Source organism: Plantactinospora mayteni, assembly GCF_016862935.1.
GTDB classification, from domain to species: Bacteria; Actinomycetota; Actinomycetes; order Mycobacteriales; family Micromonosporaceae; genus Plantactinospora; species Plantactinospora mayteni.
Map to the genome: position 1 here is coordinate 37,901 of NZ_BONX01000029.1, position 18,480 is coordinate 56,380.

General features: G+C 71.9%; 16 protein-coding genes. 10 read left to right on the top strand and 6 right to left on the bottom strand.

Features of this window, described 5'->3' with window-relative positions; translation table 11 throughout:
* Window positions 1-8: 8 nt before the first annotated feature.
* Window positions 9-857 (bottom strand): Rieske (2Fe-2S) protein, encoded by an 849-nt coding sequence (locus Pma05_RS21600; RefSeq protein WP_203859267.1) that lies wholly within the window; start codon window positions 855-857, stop codon window positions 9-11.
* A 107-nt stretch (window positions 858-964) separates the two neighbouring features.
* Here Pma05_RS21600 and Pma05_RS21605 point away from each other — a divergent pair, with 107 nt between their 5' ends.
* The 5 genes from Pma05_RS21605 to Pma05_RS21625 all read left to right on the top strand — a co-directional run bounded on the left by Pma05_RS21605 (window position 965) and on the right by Pma05_RS21625 (window position 4,974).
* Complete coding sequence (locus tag Pma05_RS21605) at window positions 965-2,011, top strand: NAD-dependent epimerase/dehydratase family protein (RefSeq protein WP_203859268.1); 1,047 nt, start codon at window positions 965-967, stop codon at window positions 2,009-2,011.
* An 86-nt stretch (window positions 2,012-2,097) separates the two neighbouring features.
* Window positions 2,098-2,457: a nuclear transport factor 2 family protein gene (locus tag Pma05_RS21610; protein ID WP_203859269.1), complete on the top strand. Its 360-nt coding sequence runs from the start codon at window positions 2,098-2,100 to the stop codon at window positions 2,455-2,457.
* A 135-nt stretch (window positions 2,458-2,592) separates the two neighbouring features.
* Window positions 2,593-3,072, top strand: coding sequence for a ribonuclease FAU-1 family protein (locus Pma05_RS21615; RefSeq protein ID WP_239312815.1), 480 nt, complete (start codon window positions 2,593-2,595; stop codon window positions 3,070-3,072).
* A 104-nt stretch (window positions 3,073-3,176) separates the two neighbouring features.
* On the top strand, window positions 3,177-4,151 hold the full coding sequence (locus Pma05_RS21620) for an EamA family transporter (protein ID WP_203859271.1): 975 nt from the start codon (window positions 3,177-3,179) through the stop codon (window positions 4,149-4,151).
* A gap of 61 nt (window positions 4,152-4,212) precedes the next feature.
* Window positions 4,213-4,974: a crotonase/enoyl-CoA hydratase family protein gene (locus Pma05_RS21625; protein ID WP_203859272.1), complete on the top strand. Its 762-nt coding sequence runs from the start codon at window positions 4,213-4,215 to the stop codon at window positions 4,972-4,974.
* 22 nt (window positions 4,975-4,996) lie between these two features.
* On the opposite strand, the gene Pma05_RS21630 is transcribed toward Pma05_RS21625, so the two are convergent.
* The 4 genes from Pma05_RS21630 to Pma05_RS21645 all read right to left on the bottom strand — a co-directional run bounded on the left by Pma05_RS21630 (window position 4,997) and on the right by Pma05_RS21645 (window position 10,375).
* Window positions 4,997-5,581: a pyridoxamine 5'-phosphate oxidase family protein gene (locus tag Pma05_RS21630; protein ID WP_203859273.1), complete on the bottom strand. Its 585-nt coding sequence runs from the start codon at window positions 5,579-5,581 to the stop codon at window positions 4,997-4,999.
* Between the two features lie 221 nt (window positions 5,582-5,802).
* Complete coding sequence (locus Pma05_RS21635; RefSeq protein WP_203859274.1) at window positions 5,803-7,437, bottom strand: glycoside hydrolase family 13 protein; 1,635 nt, start codon at window positions 7,435-7,437, stop codon at window positions 5,803-5,805.
* A gap of 408 nt (window positions 7,438-7,845) precedes the next feature.
* On the bottom strand, window positions 7,846-8,847 hold the full coding sequence (locus Pma05_RS21640; protein WP_203859275.1) for a LacI family DNA-binding transcriptional regulator: 1,002 nt from the start codon (window positions 8,845-8,847) through the stop codon (window positions 7,846-7,848).
* Window positions 8,848-8,935: 88 nt separating this feature from the next.
* Window positions 8,936-10,375: a dihydrolipoyl dehydrogenase family protein gene (locus tag Pma05_RS21645; protein ID WP_203859276.1), complete on the bottom strand. Its 1,440-nt coding sequence runs from the start codon at window positions 10,373-10,375 to the stop codon at window positions 8,936-8,938.
* Window positions 10,376-10,518: 143 nt separating this feature from the next.
* On the opposite strand from Pma05_RS21645, the gene Pma05_RS21650 reads away from it, so the two are divergent.
* The 4 genes from Pma05_RS21650 (at window position 10,519) to Pma05_RS21665 (ending at window position 15,792) form a co-directional block, all read left to right on the top strand.
* The gene (locus Pma05_RS21650; protein ID WP_203859277.1) at window positions 10,519-12,042 is read left to right on the top strand and encodes a bifunctional 3-(3-hydroxy-phenyl)propionate/3-hydroxycinnamic acid hydroxylase; all 1,524 of its coding nucleotides are present in this window, start codon (window positions 10,519-10,521) and stop codon (window positions 12,040-12,042) included.
* Window positions 12,043-12,475: 433 nt separating this feature from the next.
* Window positions 12,476-13,855, top strand: a complete 1,380-nt coding sequence (locus tag Pma05_RS21655) for an ABC transporter substrate-binding protein (protein ID WP_203859278.1) — start codon at window positions 12,476-12,478, stop codon at window positions 13,853-13,855.
* An 80-nt stretch (window positions 13,856-13,935) separates the two neighbouring features.
* A complete protein-coding gene (locus Pma05_RS21660) occupies window positions 13,936-14,892 on the top strand; it encodes a carbohydrate ABC transporter permease (RefSeq protein WP_203859279.1) in 957 nt (318 codons plus the stop codon).
* Between the two features lie 12 nt (window positions 14,893-14,904).
* Window positions 14,905-15,792 (top strand): carbohydrate ABC transporter permease, encoded by an 888-nt coding sequence (locus Pma05_RS21665; RefSeq protein WP_203859280.1) that lies wholly within the window; start codon window positions 14,905-14,907, stop codon window positions 15,790-15,792.
* A gap of 36 nt (window positions 15,793-15,828) precedes the next feature.
* Here the strand turns inward: Pma05_RS21665 and Pma05_RS21670 are convergent, their stop codons facing one another.
* Entirely contained in the window at window positions 15,829-16,776 is a 948-nt protein-coding gene (locus Pma05_RS21670; RefSeq protein WP_203859281.1) for a phytoene/squalene synthase family protein, read from the bottom strand.
* A 192-nt stretch (window positions 16,777-16,968) separates the two neighbouring features.
* Here Pma05_RS21670 and crtI point away from each other — a divergent pair, with 192 nt between their 5' ends.
* The gene (gene crtI, locus Pma05_RS21675) at window positions 16,969-18,456 is read left to right on the top strand and encodes a phytoene desaturase family protein (RefSeq protein WP_203859282.1); all 1,488 of its coding nucleotides are present in this window, start codon (window positions 16,969-16,971) and stop codon (window positions 18,454-18,456) included.
* The last annotated feature ends 24 nt before the right edge of the window (window positions 18,457-18,480 follow it).

Sequence of the window (18,480 nt, forward strand, 5' to 3'; positions counted from 1 at the left end):
ATCCGCCGTCAGGGGAGGCGGGTCTGTAGGACGCCGCCGACGACCCGGGTGGGCAGGACCTGCTGGTCGCTGCTGGCCGGGCCGTGCACCACCTCGCCGCCGTCCAGCTCGAACGTGCTGCCGTGCCAGGGGCACTTCACGCAGGTACGGCCGTTCTCCCGGACGACCTGGCCGGCGCCGAGCGGGCCGCTCTGGTGGGCGCACCGCTCCAGCATCACCGTCACGTCGTCGCCGTCCCGGTAGACCACGACCGCGATGTCGTCGATCCGGCGGGTCAGCAGCTTGTTCTGCGGCAGCGCGGACATGTCCGCCACCGCGTGCCAGCCGTCCTCGATCCGGCGCAGGTCCGGCACCCCCTGGTTGACGCTCGCCGCCTGCTTGTAGGCGAGGTGCCCGCCGAGGAAGCCGCCGCTGCTGACGGCGGCCAGGCCGAGGTAGCCGAGGGTACGGCCGAGGCCGTGCCGGCCGGTCAGTCGGGCGGCCAGCGAGCCGGCGTACAGTCCGATGGCCATGCCGTTGGCGAGCGCGTGCACCAGGCCGACCCGCTGCTGCTCGCGGGAGAGCGACCCCCAGTCGTTCCAGCCGGTGATCGCGGTGGGCAGCGCGGCGGCCGTACCGATCGCCACCAGCGTGGTGGCGGCCCGCCGCTGCTGGGGCATCAGGTCGAGGACCGCCGTACTGAACCAGGCACCGATCGGCACCTGCACCAGCGCCGGGTGCAGGGGATGCCCGATCGCCACCCCGTGCAGGATGTCGCGCAGCCGCTGTGGGCGGATCGCCGCCGCGACGATCCGCTGGACGCGTTCCGCCGTCCGGTCCAGGCTGGTCGCCTGCTCAAGTCTGGTCAAGGCTCGCACCGGCCGCGACTTCCCACTTCTGAGCAGGACAAACCCGATGTCCTGACGACCGGCCCGACAACCCCCCGAACGGGTTACCCGGACGCCCGCCGGGTAGACCCGCCCACATGCGGATCGCGATCACCGGAGCCACCGGCAACGTCGGTACGGCGTTGCTGCGCCGGCTGGCCCGCGAGTCGGACGTCGAGGTGCTCGGCATCGCCCGACGCTGCCCGCCGCCGGGCGCCGGACCGCCGTACGACGGGGTGCGGTGGCACGCCGCCGACCTCGGTGACCCGGGCTGCCTGCACCCGCTCGCCGAACGGCTGGCCGGGCTGGACGCGGTGGTGCACCTGGCCTGGCAGATCCAGCCCAGTCATCAGCGGGCGCGGCTGCGCCGGACCAATCTCAACGGCAGCCGGCACGTGGTCAACGCGATGCTGGCGGCCGGGGTACCGAAGCTGGTGTACGCCTCGTCGATCGGCACGTACGCACCCGGGCCGAAGGACCGGCGGGTCGACGAGGACTGGCCGGTCTCCGGCGTCGGGCGCTCCGGTTACAGCGTCGACAAGGCGGCCGTGGAGGCGATGCTCGTCGATGCCGAACGGGACTATCCGGTACTCCGGGTCACCCGCCTGCGGACGGCGCTGGTGCTCCAGCACGACGCGGGGGCCGAGATCACCCGGTACTTCCTCGGCCGGTTCGCCCCGGTCTCGCTGCTGCTCCGCGCGGGCCGGCTGCCGATGGTGCCGAGGCACCGGCGGCTCCGGGTCCAGGTGGTGCACGCCGACGACGCCGCCGAGGCGTACCTGCGGGCGCTGCGCAGCGACCGGACCGGGGCGTTCAACATCGCCGCCGAGCCGGCGGTCGACGGGCCGCTGGTCGCGGCGGAGCTGGGCGGTTGGGCGGCGCCGCTGCCGCTGGGCCTGCTCCGGCTGCTGACCCGGGCCGCCTGGCGGACCCGGCTGGTACCGGTCGACGAGGGCTGGCTGGAGATGGGCGCGGCGGTACCGCTTCTGGACTGCTCCCGGGCGGAGCGGGAGTTGGGCTGGCGGCCCCGGCGGGACGCCCGGGAGGCGCTGCGCGACCTGCTGGCCGGGATCGCCACCGGTTCGGGGACGGCCAGCCCGCCGCTGCGGCCGACCGAGCGGGCCACCGGCCGCCGGGCGGCCTGACCCGCCGCGCGGGGGTGGGCCTTTCCGGGGGTACGGGGCGCCAAGAGGCGCCGCCCGAACCCCGACGGATGGCACAGTGGAGCACCATGGACCGGACTGGGGTGCAGGACTGGATCGCCGGCTACGAGCGGGCCTGGCGTACGCCGGGCACCGAACCACTCTCCGCGCTCTTCACGCCCGACGCGAGCTACCTGCCGGGGCCGTACCGGGAGCCGGTGGTCGGCCTGCCGGACATCTCCCTGATGTGGGAGGCCGAGCGGGAGGGCCCGGACGAGGAGTTCGAGATGACCAGCGGGATCGTCGCGGTGGACGGCAACGTCGGCGTGGCCCGGATCGAGGTTCGGTACGGCACCGGCGAGGAGTTCCGCGACCTCTGGATCATGACTTTCGCCGGGGACGGCCCGTGCGCGGCGTTCGAGGAGTGGCCCTTCTCGCCGCCCTCCTGACCCGGCCCCGGACCCACCGCGCAGTCGTCCGGTACCGTCGGCCGCGACGGCACCAGCGGCGGGGGCGGGCGGTACGGCATGACGGTCCGGGACCATCTCAGTGGCAGTAACAGTGGCGGTGGCGAGGTCCTCGCGGTGGGCCAGCCGGTGACGATCCACCTGGTCAAGGCACCCCGCCCGGACCTGCGCTATCCCGCATCGGTGCACTCCGACGACGGCACCCACCTGGTGGTCCGGGCGCCCTGGGCCAACGACATGGTCCGGGACATGGGCTTCGTCCGGTTCGAGCCGGGTGACGTCTGGACCGAGCACTACTGGCGGGACCGGTGGTACTCGGTCAAGGAGGTGTACGACGCCGCCGGCACGCTCAAGGGCTGGTACTGCGACGTGACCCGGCCGGCGACCGTGCGGGACGGCGTGGTGGTGGTGTCGGACCTCGACCTCGACCTGTGGGCGTCCGCCGACCTGAGCCGGGTACTCCGGCTCGACGAGGACGAGTTCGTCGCCAGCGGCCTGCCCGAGCGGGATCCGGCCACGGCGGCCCGGGCCCGGCAGGCCCTCGACGAGCTGGCCGAACTGGCCGCCGACGGCTTCGACACCCTCACCGCGCGCTAACCGGCCCACGGCGCGGTAACCCGCGGGCGGCGCGCCACATGACTCCGCCCGCCGCGCGGTAACCCGCTCGCGTCCGGAGTGGCCGGGGCCGGAGGATGATCGGCATGTCCGGGACGTACACCTCTGCCGTGGGCCCGTCGGGTGCGGAGCCGGCGCCACCGGGTCGACTCGCCGCACTCGTCGGGCCGGACGCGGTGCCGCCACCGCTGCTGATGTTGCTCGGCATGGTCTCCACGCAGGTCGGCGCGGCCATCGCCACCCAACTGTTCAGCACCACCAGCCCCGGCGGTACGACGGCACTGCGGCTCGGCTTCGGCGCCCTGGTGCTGCTCGCGCTGGCCCGGCCGACGCTGCGGCTCGGGAGACGCACCGTCGGGCTGGTCGTGGTGTTCGGGGTGGCGATGGCCGGGATGAACCTCGCCTTCTACACCGCCCTGCAACGGGTGCCGCTCGGCATCGCGGTCACCATCGCGTTCACCGGTCCGCTGCTGGTCTCGGTCGCGGCCAGCCGCCGGGTCCGGGACCTCGGCTGGGTCGTGCTGGCCGGGCTGGGGGTGGCACTGCTCGCCGGCCTGCTCGACCTCGGTGCGCTGACCGGCTCCAGCTCCGGGGGTACCGGTCCGCTCGACGGTACGGCGCTGCTCTGCTGCGGGCTCGTCGCGCTGGGCTGGGCCGGATACGTGGTACTCGGCAAGGCGGTCAGCACCCGGGTCGGCGCCGCTCGGGGGCTGGCCCTCGGGATGGCGGTCGGGGCGGTCTGCGTACTGCCGTTCGGGGTCGCCGGCAGCGGGTCGGCGCTCTTCGACCCGTGGACCATGACGCTGGGGCTCGGGGTCGCGCTGCTCTCCTCGGTGCTGCCGTACTCGGCCGAGATGGCGGCGCTGCGCCGGATGCCGGCCCGGGTCTTCGCGGTACTGCTCAGCCTGGAGCCGGCTGTGGCGGCGCTGGTCGGGCTCACCCTGCTGCACGAGACGCTGGGCTGGCCGCAACTGCTCGGCATCGGCTGTGTGGTGGCCGCCTCGCTGGGCGCGATCACCGGCCGACCGAAGCACTCCGGCCGACCGGAGCGCTCGGGCTGACCGGAGCCGCCGACGACACTGGGGGATGCGGACCGGGTACCGGGGCGGGCATCCTTGTCCGGTGGGCGTACGAGTCGAAGAGAACGGTCCGGTGCGGACGGTCGTGCTGTCCCGGCCGGAGAGCAGGAACGCGGTGGACGGCTCGACCGCGCGGGAGTTGGCCGCCGCGTTCCGGAGCTTCGACGCCGACAACCTGGCCTCGGTGGCGGTGCTCTGGGGCGAGGGCGGCACGTTCTGCTCCGGCGCCGACCTGAAGGCGATCACCACCTCCAGCGGCAACCGGGTCGAGCCGGACGGCGACGGTCCGATGGGGCCGACCCGGATGCGCCTCGGCAAGCCGGTGATCGCCGCCGTCTCCGGGTACGCCGTCGCGGGCGGGCTGGAGCTGGCGCTCTGGTGCGACCTGCGGATCGCCGAGTCCGACGCGGTGTTCGGGGTGTTCAGCCGCCGCTGGGGCGTACCGCTGATCGACGGCGGGACGGTGCGGCTGGCCCGGCTGATCGGGCAGAGCCGGGCGATGGACCTGATCCTGACCGGCCGCCCGGTGCCGGCAGCGGAGGCGTACGAGATGGGGCTGGTCAACCGGCTCGTCGAGCCGGGCGAGGCACGGGCCGCCGCCGAGGCGCTGGCCGCCGAGATCGCCGGTTTCCCGCAGACCTGCCTGCGCAACGACCGACTCGCCATGCTGGCCGCCGCCGGCCTGCCGGAGGAGGAGGCGATGCGTACCGAGCTGGCGTACGGGATGAACTCGCTCGCCACCGACGCCACCGAAGGGGTGGCCCGGTTCACCTCCGGCGAGGGCCGGCACGGGTCGTACGGGTGACGTCCGGGCGGAGTCGGGCGATCTAGGCGGGCAGCGGCGGGAGCGGGAGCGGCAGCGCGGGCAGGCCGTCGAGGCTGCTCCCGACGTGGTCCTTCCGCTCGCAGTACGCGGCGAACTCCTCGTCGGTCTTCCGGCCGAAGTAGTCGGTGTGCAGCGTCCGTTCCTCGCGGTAGTCCATGAACGGGACGGAGTAGCCGCAACTGTCGCTGATCCGCCGCGCGGTGACCAGCACGATCGCCCGCAGCCCCGGTGACCCGGCCTGCTCCGGGAAGTGCCGGATCAGCTCCGCCCACCGGGCATCGTCCCGGAACACCGCCTCGCCCCGGCCGTGCACCCGGACGATGTTCGGCGGGCCGTCGAAGGCGCACCACATGAGCGTTATCCGCCCGTTCTCCCGCAGGTGCGCGACGGTCTCCGCCCCGCTGCCGCCGAAGTCGAGGTATGCCACGGTCTGCTCGTCGAGTACCGCGAGCGACCCGGCGAGCCCCTTCGGCGAGAGGTTGACATGCCCGTCGGCGGCGAGCGGCGCGGTCGCCACGAAGAAGACCTTCTGCTCCTCGATGAAGCTCCGGAGCCTGCCGTCGATCCGGTCGTACGTCTTACCCATCCGGCCATCCTCCCCCTGGTCAGCTCTTGCCAACCGTAGTCACGGCGGGCAACTCCCGGGGCCGGGAAGAGGGCCGGCGGGCCACCCGCGCGGTGAGCCCGCCGGCGGCGGGGTCGGCGTCCCCACCGCCGGCGTGCACCACCGCGACACCGGTGAGGTCGGCGTACTCACCGGAGCCAGCACCACCGCTACAACGGTGGCCACGACCGGCCCGCGCACCGTCAGCTCGGATCGACGGTACGCAGCCAGACGGCGGTGTCGGAGGGCAGCAGGTCACCGTCCACCGGCCGACTGGCCAGTAGGCGGCTCTGATGCGGCGGCAGCTCCACGGGTCCCGTGGAGAGGTTCACCACGCAGGCGAACCCGGGATCGCGGGCGAAGGCGAGTACCCCGTCCGGCGCCGGCAGCCAGCGCAGCGTGCCGTCGCCGAGCGCGGGCAGGCTGCGCCGGATCCGGATCGCCTCGCGGTACAGCTCCAGCATCGAGTGCGGGTCGCTGGTCTGGGCCTGCACGGTCTGGTCCTTCCAGGCGGCCGGCTGCGGCAGCCAGGGCGGAGTCGACGCGTCGTCCGGGCTGAACCCGAACGGTGCGGTGTCGCCCGACCAGGGCAGCGGCACCCGGCAGCCGTCCCGACCCGGGTCGACGAATCCGGAGCGCGGATACATCGGGTCCTGGCGCAGCGCCGGTGGGATGTCCTCGACCTCCCAGAGCCCCAGCTCCTCGCCCTGGTAGACGTACGCGGCGCCGGGCAGGGAGAGCGAGAGCAGCGCGGCGGCCCGGGCCCGCACCGTACCCAGCTCCAGGTCGGTGTACGTCCCCTCGCGCTTGCTGGCGAAGCTGAACGTGGTGTCGGTCCGGCCGTACCGGGTGACCACCCGGGTCACGTCGTGGTTGGAGAGTACCCAGGTGGCCGGTGCACCGATCGGGGCGTGCTCGGCGAGGGTGCCGTCGATGCTCTCCCGCAGCTTCGCCGCGTCCCAGGCGCAGGTGAGGAAGTCGAAGTTGAACGCGGTGTGCAGCTCGTCCGGGCGCAGGTAGTTGGTGAACCGCTGCCGGTCCGGCAGCCACACCTCGCCGATCAGGGCACGCGGCTCGGGATAGCCGTCGGCGATCCGCCGCCAGCTCCGGTAGATGTCGTGCACCCCGTCCAGGTCGTGGAACGGATGCGGGCCGCCGTCGACCACCTCGGGCAGGGTGGTGTCCTTGAGCAGCAGCGCCGCCGAGTCGATCCGGATGCCGTCCACCCCCCGGTCGAACCAGAACCGCAGGATCTCCTCGAACTCGGCGCGTACCTTCGGGTGGTCCCAGTTGAAGTCGGGCTGCTCGGCGGCGAACAGGTGCAGGTACCAGTCGCCCGGGGTGCCGTCCGGGTTGGTGGTCCGGGTCCAGGTCCGGCCGCCGAACTCGCCGATCCAGTCGGTCGGCGGCTGGTCGCCGTCCGGGCCGCGACCGGGACGGAACCAGAACAGCTCCCGCTCGGGGGCGCCGGGGCCGCCGGCCAGCGCGGCCTGGAACCACGGATGCCGGTCCGAGCAGTGGTTCGGCACCAGGTCGGCGATGATCCGCAGGCCCTGACCGTGCGCCTCGGCGATCAGCTCCTCCACCTCGGCGAGCGTCCCGAAGACCGGCTCGACGGCCCGGAAGTCGGAGACGTCGTAGCCGGCGTCGGCCATCGGCGACGGATACCAGGGGCCGAACCAGATGGCGTCGACGCCCAGCCCGGACAGGTAGCCCAGCCGCTTCCGGATGCCGGCGATGTCGCCGATGCCGTCGCCGTTGTGGTCGGCGAAGCTGCGCGGGTAGACCTGGTAGATCACCGCGTCTCGCCACCACCGGCGGCTGTCTGATGTGGACACGAGTACCTGCTCTCTGGATCGGTCCGGTGAGCTGTCCACCGGCACCTGCACGCTGGGTCCGGGCGGTCGTAGTGTGATGGGACCTCTGATGTGCCTCGTTTCGTGCCGATGACGATACAAACTCGATTCCGGCACCGCAATAATCCGACAGAACTCTGAAAGATGGCGACTTAGGTCGGGCCGGCCCCGGCTGCGGACAGAGCTCCGTCGAGCGGGAGCGGGGCAGCCAGGGGCGAGGCGGTCCAGGGCAAGGCGGCCGGGGACGGGTGGCTCCGCGGATGTGGTGGCGTGGCGGCGGACGAGCCGGGTGTCGGCTGCCGGGTGGCCCGGGTGTGCGGGCCCCGGTCGCTCAGTGCCCGGGTGTACGGGCCCCGGTCGCTCAGTGCCCGGGTGCGCGGGCCCGGTCGCTCAGTGCGCGGGTGCCGGCGCGGTCGAGCCGCGTACCACCAGTTCGGGCTCGAAGAGCAGCTCGTCGGTGAGTACCCCGACACCCTCGATCTGGTTCACCAGCAGGTCCACCGCGGCCTGGCCCATCATCTCGATCGGCTGCCGGACGGTGGTCAGCGGCGGGTCGGTGCAGGTCATCAACGCCGAGTCGTCGAAGCCGACCACCGAGATCTCGGCCGGTACCGACCGGCCCAGCCGGCGGGCGGCCCGGATGGTGCCGAGCGCCATCACGTCGCTGGCACAGATGATCCCGGTCACGCCACGCTCGATCAGCTTGCTCGCCGCGACCCGGGCCCCCTCCATGGAGAAGCTGGACCGCTCGACGCACTCCTCGTCGTCGGCCCAACCGGCGACGTTCGCCATCGCGGCCAGCTTCCGGCGGGACGGTACGTGGTCGGCCGGTCCGAGTACCAGCCCGATCCGCTCGTGGCCGAGCGACCGCAGGTGCCCGTACGCCTGCTCGACCGCCACCGCGTCGTCGGTCGACACGCACGGGAAGCCCAGCTCGTCGACACCGGCGTTGACCAGTACCACCGGCAGGCCCCGGTCGGTGAGCCGCCGGTAGTGGTCGTGCGGGGCGTCGGCCAGCGCGTACGAGCCACCGGCGAAGATCACCCCGGAGACCTGGTGGTCCAGCAGCATCTCCACGTAGTCCATCTCGGAGATGCCGCCGATGGTCCGGGCGCAGAGCGCCGGGGTGAGCCCGCGCTGGGCGAGCGATCCGGTGACCACCTCGGCCAGGGCCGGGAAGATCGGGTTCTGCAACTCCGGCAGGACGAGCCCGACCAACCGGGCCCGTTCGCCGCGCAGCTTGCTCGGGCGCTCGTAACCGAGCACGTCCAGGGCGGTGAGCACGGCGACCCGGGTGCTCTCGGAGACGCCGCCCCGGCCGTTGAGCACCCGGCTCACCGTGGCCTCGCTGACCCCGGCCTTTCGGGCCACCTCGGTGAGTCTTCTGGTCACGGCCGCGATAGTACGACAGGCACTTGCAAAAACCGAACCAAAGTTCGCCGCGCTGCCGCAAGAACCGGCGCTACCGCAACAAACCGCGTTACCGCAACAAAGCGCGCACGGCCGTCTCGATCGCCCGGTGGAAGGTCGGGTAGGCGTAGATCATTCCGGCCAGCGTCGTCACGGGGACCTCGGCGTGCACCGCCACCGCCAGCGCGCTCAGCACCTCGCCACCGACCGGGCCGGCCGAGGTCGCCCCGACCAGTACGCCCCGGTCGGCGTCGGCGACCAGCTTGACGAAGCCCTCGTCGCCCACCTGGTGAATCCAGCCCCGGCTGGACTCGGATAGCGGAGTGAAGCCGACCTGGACGTTCAGCCCCCGGTCCCGGGCCTGCCGCTCGGTCAGCCCGACCGCACCCACCTCGGGATCGGTGAAGGTCACCCGGGGCAGCGCCCGGTAGTCCGCCCGCCGGCCGTCGCCGGCCGTGTCGTGCACGCCGGCCCGGCGCAGGATGTCGTCGATCGCGATCCCGGCCTGGTACATGGCGACGTGGGTGAAGGCGCCGTGCCCGGTCAGGTCGCCGACCGCCCAGATCCCGTCGGCGACCCGCATCCGGTCGTCCGTCGCCACGAACCGCCGCGTCGGGTCCAGCCCGACCGTCTCCAGGCCGAGCGTGTCGAGTACGGCCCGCCGGCCGGTGGCCACCAGCAGCCGTTCGCCCCGGAGCCGGTCGCCGTCGGACAGGTGCACGGTGAAGCCGCTGCCGTCGTACTCCACCCGCTCGGCCCGGGCTCCGGTGTGCACGGTCACCCCGTCCGCGCGCAGCGCCGCGGCGACCCGCTCGGACGACTCCGGCTCCTCCAGTGCGAGTACCCGCTCACCGGCCTCCACCATCCCGACCCGTACGCCGAACCGGGCGAAGACCTGTGCCAACTCCGCGCCGATCGCGCCGCCACCGAGGATCACCAGCGACCCGGGCAGCTCGGCCAGTTCCATCGCCTCCCGGTTGGTCCAGTACGGCGTGCCGGCCAGCCCCGGCACCGGCGGGATCACCGGCGTGGTGCCGGTACCCAGCACGACGCCGACCCGGGCCCGGAACGTCTCGTCGCCGACCCGAACCAGGCCGGTGCCGACCAGCCGGCCGGTGCCTCGGACGAACCGGCCCCCCTTCGAGGTGAACCGCTCGACCCCGGCGTCGTCGGTCCAGCCGGCGGTGGCCTCCTCGCGGATCCGCTTGGCCACGATGCTCCAGTCCGGCTCGACCCGGGCCTGCCCGGCCAGGTGGTCGACCCGGCGTGCCTCGGCCAGCGCGTTGCCGGCCCGGATCATGATCTTGCTCGGTACGCACCCCCAGAACGGGCACTCGCCGCCAACGAGGTTGCGCTCGATGCCGACGACCGAGAGGCCGGCGGCGGCGAGCCGGTTCGCCGTCTCCTCACCGCCCACGCCCAAGCCGACCACCACGACGTCCGCGTCCGCCGTCACATCGGTGGGCGCGATCTCGTCAATCTCCACGTGCGTCCGGTGCTGTTCAGCCATACCGCCAGCTTTCCCGATCCGGCCCCGGCCGGCCAGGTGCCTCGGATCACCCGGTCTACCCGGATCGGGGCGTACGCTGCGGCTGCCCGGGTCGGCCCGTCGCGGGGTCGGATCGGCGTACGGCCACGGGGAGGGGCAGCCGGATGATCGACGTCGACGTGCTGGTCGCCGGGTACGGACCGGTCGGCGCCGTACTGGCCGCGCTGCTGGGGCGGCGCGGCGTCTCGACGATGGTCGTCGATCCCGAGGCGGCGCCCTGCGCACTGCCCCGGGCTGCCGTACTCGACGCCGAGGCGCTGCGGGTGCTGGTGGGCCTGCCCGAGGTCGCGGATCTCGACCGGTGGGCGGTCGGGGTCCGACACTCCCGGTTCCTGGCACCCGACCACCGGCTGCTGCTCAGCCTGTCGCCGACGGAGAGCGGGTTCGGGGTACCGGCGGCGGCGCTGATCGACCAACCGGCCCTGGAGACGGCGCTGCGCTCCGGTGTCGCCGGACTGCCCGACGTGGCGGTACGCCTCGGCCGTTCGGTGGCCGCCCTCGACCCGGCCGACGACCACGTCCGAGTCGGGCTCGACGACGGTACGACCGTACGCGCCCGCTGGGTGGTCGGCTGCGACGGCGCGTCCAGCACCGTACGACGACTGGCCGAGCTGCCCTTCCACGGCCAGACGTACGCCATGCCGTGGCTGGTGGTGGACGCCGAGACCGACGAGGCCGAGGTGGAACCGTCCACCTCGATGGTGCTCGACCCGCGCCGGCCGCTGGTGACGATGTCCAGCCCCGGCCGGCGCCGCTGGGAGTGGATGCTGCATCCGGACGAGGACCCGGCCAAGATGAGCACTGCGGAGTCCGTCCGCCGGCTGGTCGCCGAGTGGACGCCGCCGGAGGCGATCCGGATCCGCCGGGTGGCCGTCTTCACCTTCCACGCCCGGCAGGCGACGCGGTGGCGCCGGGACCGGATCCTGCTCGCCGGCGACGCCGCGCACCTGATGCCGCCGTTCGCCGCCCAGGGCCTGGCCAGCGGCATCCGGGACGCCCAGAGCCTCGGTTGGCGGCTCGCCGACGTGCTGCGCGGGCTCGCCGACGACGGGCTGCTCGACGGGTACGAGCGGGAACGCCGGCCGCACGTCGCCGAGATGATCCGGGTGAGCCTGGCGGTCGGCCGGGTGCTGCAGACCCGCAACCGCGCCGGTTCGGCGGTACTCCGGTCGCTGATCAGGGCCGTGGCGGCGGTCCCGGGGCTGCCGGCCGGGGCCGCCCGGCAGAGTCGGCCGCGACCGGCGCTGCCGAAGGGCACCGCGGGCGACCTGCCCGGTGCGGGCCGGATGCTGCCGAACCCGCTGGTGTCCACGGCCGCCGGGCCGGTCCGGCTCGACGGCCGGCTCGGCTCCGGCTGGGCGGTGATCGGGGTCGGCTGCGATCCGACGGCCGTGGCGGATGCCGACGCACTCGCCTGGATCGCCGCCCGCGACGCGGTGACGCTGACGACCGACCAGCCGAACCCCGGACGGCCGGAGAGCGGGTCGATCGACGACGCCGCCGGCGCGCTCGGCCGAGGGCCGACCCTGCTGGTGGTACGCCCGGACCGGTTCCTGCTCGGCGCCGTACCGCCACCGCTGCGTGGTCGGGACCTCGACCGGGCGGTCCGCAGCCTCGGCGGGCAGTAGCCGCCCGGACCCGCGCGCCCGATCGCCGCGCTGCCGGTTTGCTGGTCGCGATCTGTCTTCTCTGGACATTCTTCTGCCGGCGTTCTGTCGGGTACCCGAAGGTCGCCTGGCGCTCGCAAGCGTTGATCTGCGACGCACCCCGGCTCACCGGCCACCGAGCTGCCCGAAGCCGTCGCCGGCAGACCTCCTGAAAGCCTTTGATTTCGGACAGGGTCTCACATCGTTGTCATCATTTGCCGTAATCAAGTCGTGTCTTTTCATGGCGCAATCGATATCTTGCGGAAATGAGTCCGCCTCGCTACAGTGACCCCACTCACACACGACGCCACACAGCTCCAGGGCCGGTCACCTGGCGGGTGCGGACCAGCGGCAGGGCGCCTGGCCACGGTGACGCCAGGTCATGGAGACTCCCCGTTCCCGAAGGGATGGACAGATGTCCGTACCGCAGTACCGGAAGGCCGCGGCGCTGGCGCTCGTGGCCGGCCTGGGACTCAGCCTCGCGGCATGCTCCACGAAGAGCGACGACGACAACTCCGACGCCGGCGGCAAGGTCACCATCACGGTCGACTGCCAGCCGGTCGGCTCCCAGAAGGAGCTGTTGCAGAACTGGAACGCCGACGTCGCCGAGTTCCAGCGGCAGAACCCCGACATCGTCATCAAGAGCGTGAGCGTCGGCGAGCAGTGCAACAACCCGCCGGACTTCACCGCCCGGCTCGCCGGTGGCACCGTGACCGACGTCTTCTACGGGTACATGACCGATCTCCAGCAGGTGCTGGACTCCGGTCAGGCGATGGACATCACCGAGTACGCCAACAAGGAGAACGTGCCGACCTGGGACAGCGTCGACCCGGCGCTCAAGGAGGTCTTCACCGACGGCGGCAAGCTCTACGCCGTACCGGTGAAGAACTACTCGATGGGGCTGGTCTACAACAAGGTGCTCTTCCAGCGGGCCGGGCTGGACGTGAACAACCCGCCGAAGAGCTGGGCCGACGTCCGGGCCGCCGCCAAGAAGATCTCCGCGCTCGGCAACGGCATCGCCGGGTACTCGGAATACAGCGCCGGCAACACCGGAGGCTGGCACTTCACCGCCCTGCTCTACTCGCAGGGTGGCCAGGTCCTGACCCCGGACGGCAAGAAGGCCGACTTCAACAACGCGCAGGGCAAGCAGGTCCTACAGAACCTCAAGGACATGCGGTACGGCGACAACAGCATGGGCGCCCGCCAGCTTCTCCAGTGGGGTGACCTGCTGACCAACGCCGCCGCCGGCAAGGTCGGCATGTTCGTCGGCGCACCGGACTCCACCCAGGCGATCGTCAGCCAGTTCCAGGGCAAGTTCCAGGACTGGGCGATGGCCCCGATTCCCGGCCAGGACGGCCCGGCCAAGGGGACGCTCGGCGGTGGCGAGGGCTACTTCTTCAAGAAGGGCCTCACCCCGGAGCAGGTCAAGGCCGGTCTGAAGTGGATCGCGTACCAGAAGTTGACGGTGGGCAAGGGCCAGTTCGACTACGTACGGGCCAAGCCGCAGAACTACCCGGTGGGCCTGCCACAGCCGCTGCTCTTCGCCAACGGCAGCGAGGCGCAGAAGCAGGAACTCGAACTACGCAAGGCGAACGCGAACGTCGACACCGCGAACTTCGCGATCTTCGAGGCGACCCCGGTCGCGATCAAGGGTGAACCGCGCAACGCCCAGGCGGTCTACGCGGTGCTCGACGCCGCGATGTCCGGGGTGCTGACGAACCCGAACGCCAATGTCGACGCGCTGCTCAAGACGGCCGAGGACAAGGTCAACCAGCTCCTGGCCGCCGAGAGCTGATCCCCGGTGGTGTGGGGGCCGGCGGGATCGGTCCCCACACCGTTGGCACCCTCCGCTCACCGACTTTTCCAGGAGTTGCCTTGGCGATCACCACCGCCCCGGGTACCACCAGGCCGGGTCGCCCCGCCCGCCCGTACGCGGAACGGCCACGGCGCGCCACCGGCCTCGGCCGGAAGGTCCGGGACAACCTCACCGGGCACGCGTTCCTGATCGGGGCGGTGCTCTGTTTCGTCGTCTTCTCCTGGTACCCGATGATCCGCGGCATCGTGATGAGCTTCCAGCGCACCCGCCGGGGCGAGACCACCTGGGTGGGCTGGGACAACTACCTCCGGATCCTCGACGACCCCAGCTTCTGGCCCGCCTGGAAGAACACCCTCTATTTCACGGTGCTGGCGCTCGTCCTCGGGTACGCGGTGCCGTTCTTCGTGGCGATCCTGCTCAACGAGTTCCGGCACGCCAAGGGGTACCTGCGGATCCTGGTCTACCTGCCGGTGATGCTGCCGCCGGCCTCGGCGCTCTTCCTCTTCAAGTACTACGCCTACGATCCCAGCGAGGCCGGGCTCTTCAACGCGATCCTGAAGGCGCTGCACCTGCCGACCTCGGAGTGGATGCAGTCGCCGGAGATGACGATGCCGGCGATGGTGATCGCGTCGACCTGGATGAACATGGGCAGCGCGGTGCTAATCTATCTGGCGGCGTTGCAGAACATCCCCGGCGAACTCTACGAGGCGGCCGAGCTGGACGGCGCCGGGATCTGGCGGCGGATCGTCAACGTGACCATCCCGCAGACCCGGCTGATCCTGCTGCTGCTGGCGATGCTCCAGATCGTCGCCACGATGCAGCTCTTCATCGAGCCGCTGATCCTGGCCAACGGCGCGGGCGCGGAGGACTCGGCGACCTCGGTGGCGTACCTCATCTACCAGCACGGGTTCTTCCAGAACGACCTCAACGGCGCGGCGGCGCTCGGCGTGATCATGCTCGTGGTGCTGGCCGGCTTCTCCGCCGTCTACGCGCGGCTGACCTCGAAACAGGACTAGGACGGGCGAGACATGGCACAGGACTCCGGCACCCGGACCCTCATCTCCCCCGCCCAGCTCCGCCGGGGGCGCGGCAGGGTCGTCTACTGGACGCTGCTCACCGTCGTCGTGCTGGTGTTCACGCTGGCCTTCCTCGGGCCGCTCTACTGGATGGTCACCGGGGCGCTCAAGTCCGGCCAGGAGATCGCGCAGACCCCGCCGACGCTCTTCCCGAACGATCCGCAGCCGCAGAACTACGTCGACGCGTGGAACAACCTGGACCTGGCCAAGCTGCTCTTCAACACGTTCTACTACGCGGCCGGGGCGCTGCTGTTCCAGCTCGTCCTGGACACCGCGGCGGCGTACTCGCTGTCGAAGCTGCGGCCGATCTTCGGCAACGCGATCCTCGGGCTGATGCTGGCGACGCTGATGATCCCGGCGATGGTCCTGATCGTGCCGCAGTACGTGACCGTGATCGACCTGCCGATCCTGCACATCAACCTGCTCGACTCGCCGTTCGCCATCTGGCTGCCCCTGGTCGCGAACGCGTTCAACATCTTCCTGCTGAAGCGGTTCTTCGACTCGATCCCGGAGGACCTGATGGCGGCGGCGGTGATGGACGGGGCGACGCCACTGCGTACGCTCTGGTCGATCATCCTGCCGATGTCGCGGCCGATCCTCGGGGTGGTCTCCATCTTCGCCGTGACGGCGGTCTGGAAGGACTTCCTCTGGCCGAAGCTGGTGATGCCGTCCCCGGAGACCCGTACGGTCAGCGTCGGCATCTACGCCTTCTCCGCCGGTACGCCGATGAACATCGTGGTCGCCGCCTCGGTGATCGCCGCGATCCCGACCGTGGTGATCTTCCTGATCTTCCAGCGGAACATCATGTCCGGCCTGACCACCGGCAGCATCAAGGGATAGCCGGCTGCATCGAGGCACAGCCGGTTACCGGCTGTGCTACGGGACGGCCAGCGGCTCGGCGACCCCGCGACCTGCCCCGGGTGGCGCCCCGGGAACGGCCAGTGGGGTGCCGGTCGGGGTCAGCAGGGCTCGGGCGACGACCGCCGCCCGACGTCGGCGCGGCACGACGGCCCGGCCGGCGAAGACGTCGTACCCGGCGGTGACCACCTCGTCGAGGATGCCGCCGTACAGCAGGTAGGCGGTGCGGATGCAGGACTGCGAGGCGGGGACGAGCAGGGTCACCCCGGCCGCCGCGGCGGCATAGTGCTGCCGGGCGCGGCTCACCTCGTACTCGATCAGGTGCCGGATCGGCGGCGTGGCCCGGCGCCGTCGCGCGGCGGCGACCAGGTCGGCGCGGGTGACCCCGAACCTCGCCAGGTCCTCGGCCGGCAGGTAGACCCGGCCCCGGTCCAGGTCCTCGGCGACGTCCCGGACGAAGTTGGTGAGCTGGAAGGCGAAGCCGAGCTGCCGGGCCGGCTCGCGGGCGGCGGCCGGGTCGGCGCTGCCCAGGATCGGCAGCATCATCGTGCCGATCGCCGCCGCCGAGCCCGACATGTAGTCGAGCAGGTCGGTGTAGCGGGGGTAGCCGGTCACGGTCAGGTCCATCGCCATGCTGCGCAGGAACGCCGCGAAGTCGGCCCGGTCGAGGTCGAAGACCGCGATGGTGTGCAGCACGGCCGGCAGCAGCGGATCGGTCACCGGCTCGCCGCGCAGCCCGGTGAGGAACCGCTCGGACCAGTCGGCGAGCCGGGCGGACCGTACCGGGGTCGGGAGTTCCTCGGTCCGGTCCACGATCTCGTCGGCATACCGGGTGAAGCCGTAGAGCGCGTGCACGTGGCGACGTTTCCAGGCGGGCAGCAGCCGGGTCGCGAGATAGTAGGTCCGACCATGCCGTCTGTGCAGTTCACGGCAGCGTTCGTAGGACCTGCCGAGACTGGTCTCCACCGACCCTCCAGGGCTAATCGACGCATCAATCGACGCAACTCGTAGGCTTCAGGGTACGCTCGACCGACTCTCGCCCGCGCGGGCGCGGCCTGCCTAGGTGCCAACAGGGGATCTTTCAGTTACAAAAACGAGAAGAACCGTGCCTTGCTGACCTTGGACGAAGGATGATGATCGGTTCCAGGAGGTGATCGGGTGCGAACCGTAGCTGGACGGACCGACCGGGTGGTGGTGGTCGGCGCCGGCCTGGGCGGCCTCGCCTGCGCCCTGCACCTGGCCGGGGCCGGACGCCAGGTCACCGTGCTGGAGCGCGAGTCCGTGCCGGGTGGCCGGGCCGGCCGGCTCACCGTCGACGGGTACGAGTTCGACACCGGGCCGACCGTGCTGACCATGCCCGACCTGATCGCGGAGGCGCTGGGGGCGGTCGGCGAGGAGTTGGACGACTGGCTCGACCTCGTACCGCTCGACCCGGCGTACCGGGCGCACTATCCGGACGGGTCCACCCTGGACGTCCACACCGACACCGCCCGGATGGCCGGGGAGATCGCCCGGGTCTGCGGCCCCCGCGAGGCCGACGGCTATCTGCGGTTCGTCGACTACGCCCGCCGGCTCTGGCGGCTCGAACGTGCCGACTTCATCGACCGCAATCTGGACCGCCCGACCGACCTGCTCACCGCCAACCTGTTCCGGCTGGTGGCCGCTGGTGCGTTCCGGCGGTTGCAGACCAAGGTGGACCAGTTCTTCGCCGACCCGCGTACCCGGCGGATCTTCTCCTTCCAGGCCATGTACGCCGGCCTCGCCCCGCACGACGCGCTCGCCATCTACACCGTGATCTCCTATCTCGACTCGGTCGCCGGGGTCTACTTCCCGCGCGGCGGCATCCACGCCGTCTCCCGGGCGCTGGCCGGTGCCGCCGAGAAGCACGGCGTACGGATCCGGTACGGCAGCACGGTCAGCCGGGTGGAGACCTCCGCCGGCCGGGCCACCGGGGTACGCACCGCCGACGGCGAGTTCGTCCCCGCCGACGTGGTGGTGCTCAACCCGGACCTGCCGGTGGCGTACCGTGACCTGCTGCCCGACGCCGCTCCCCCGCGCCGGCTGCGCTACTCGCCGTCCTGCGTCGTGCTGCACGTCGGCGCCGGGCAGGGCTACCGGGGCATCGCCCACCACAACATCCACTTCGGGCGGGCCTGGCGGCGCACCTTCGACGAGGTGATCCGGCGGGGCGAACTGATGTCGGACCCGTCGCTGCTGGTCACCAACCCGAGCCGGACCGACCCGTCGGTCGCGCCGGCCGGCCGGCACGGCTACTACGTGCTCGCCCCGGTGCCGAACCTCGACCGGGGCGCCGGGCTGGACTGGCGCGGCGACCTGCCCCGACGGTACGCCGACGACCTGCTGGCCACCCTGGAACGCCGGGGCTACGTCGGGCTGGCCGACAGCGTCGAGGTACTCCGGGTCGTCACCCCGGCCGACTGGGCCGACGCGGGGATGGCCGCCGGTACGCCGTTCGCAGCCGCGCACAGCCTGTGGCAGACCGGCCCGTTCCGCCCCGGCAACCTGCATCGCACATTGTCCAACGTGGTGTTCGTGGGTTCCGGCACGCAACCCGGGGTGGGCGTGCCTATGGTGATGATCTCCGGGAAGCTCGCCGCCGCCCGGGTGACTGGAGGTGGCCCATGACAGCCGACCGCAACACGCCAAGCC

Coding starts and splice junctions, on each gene's coding strand:
- Pma05_RS21605 (WP_203859268.1), top strand. CDS start 965: ATGCGGATCGCGATCACCGGAGCCACCGGCAACGTCGGTACGGCGTTG.
- Pma05_RS21610 (WP_203859269.1), top strand. CDS start 2,098: ATGGACCGGACTGGGGTGCAGGACTGGATCGCCGGCTACGAGCGGGCC.
- Pma05_RS21620 (WP_203859271.1), top strand. CDS start 3,177: ATGTCCGGGACGTACACCTCTGCCGTGGGCCCGTCGGGTGCGGAGCCG.
- Pma05_RS21630 (WP_203859273.1), bottom strand. CDS start 5,581: ATGGGTAAGACGTACGACCGGATCGACGGCAGGCTCCGGAGCTTCATC.
- Pma05_RS21645 (WP_203859276.1), bottom strand. CDS start 10,375: ATGGCTGAACAGCACCGGACGCACGTGGAGATTGACGAGATCGCGCCC.
- Pma05_RS21650 (WP_203859277.1), top strand. CDS start 10,519: ATGATCGACGTCGACGTGCTGGTCGCCGGGTACGGACCGGTCGGCGCC.
- Pma05_RS21655 (WP_203859278.1), top strand. CDS start 12,476: ATGTCCGTACCGCAGTACCGGAAGGCCGCGGCGCTGGCGCTCGTGGCC.
- Pma05_RS21665 (WP_203859280.1), top strand. CDS start 14,905: ATGGCACAGGACTCCGGCACCCGGACCCTCATCTCCCCCGCCCAGCTC.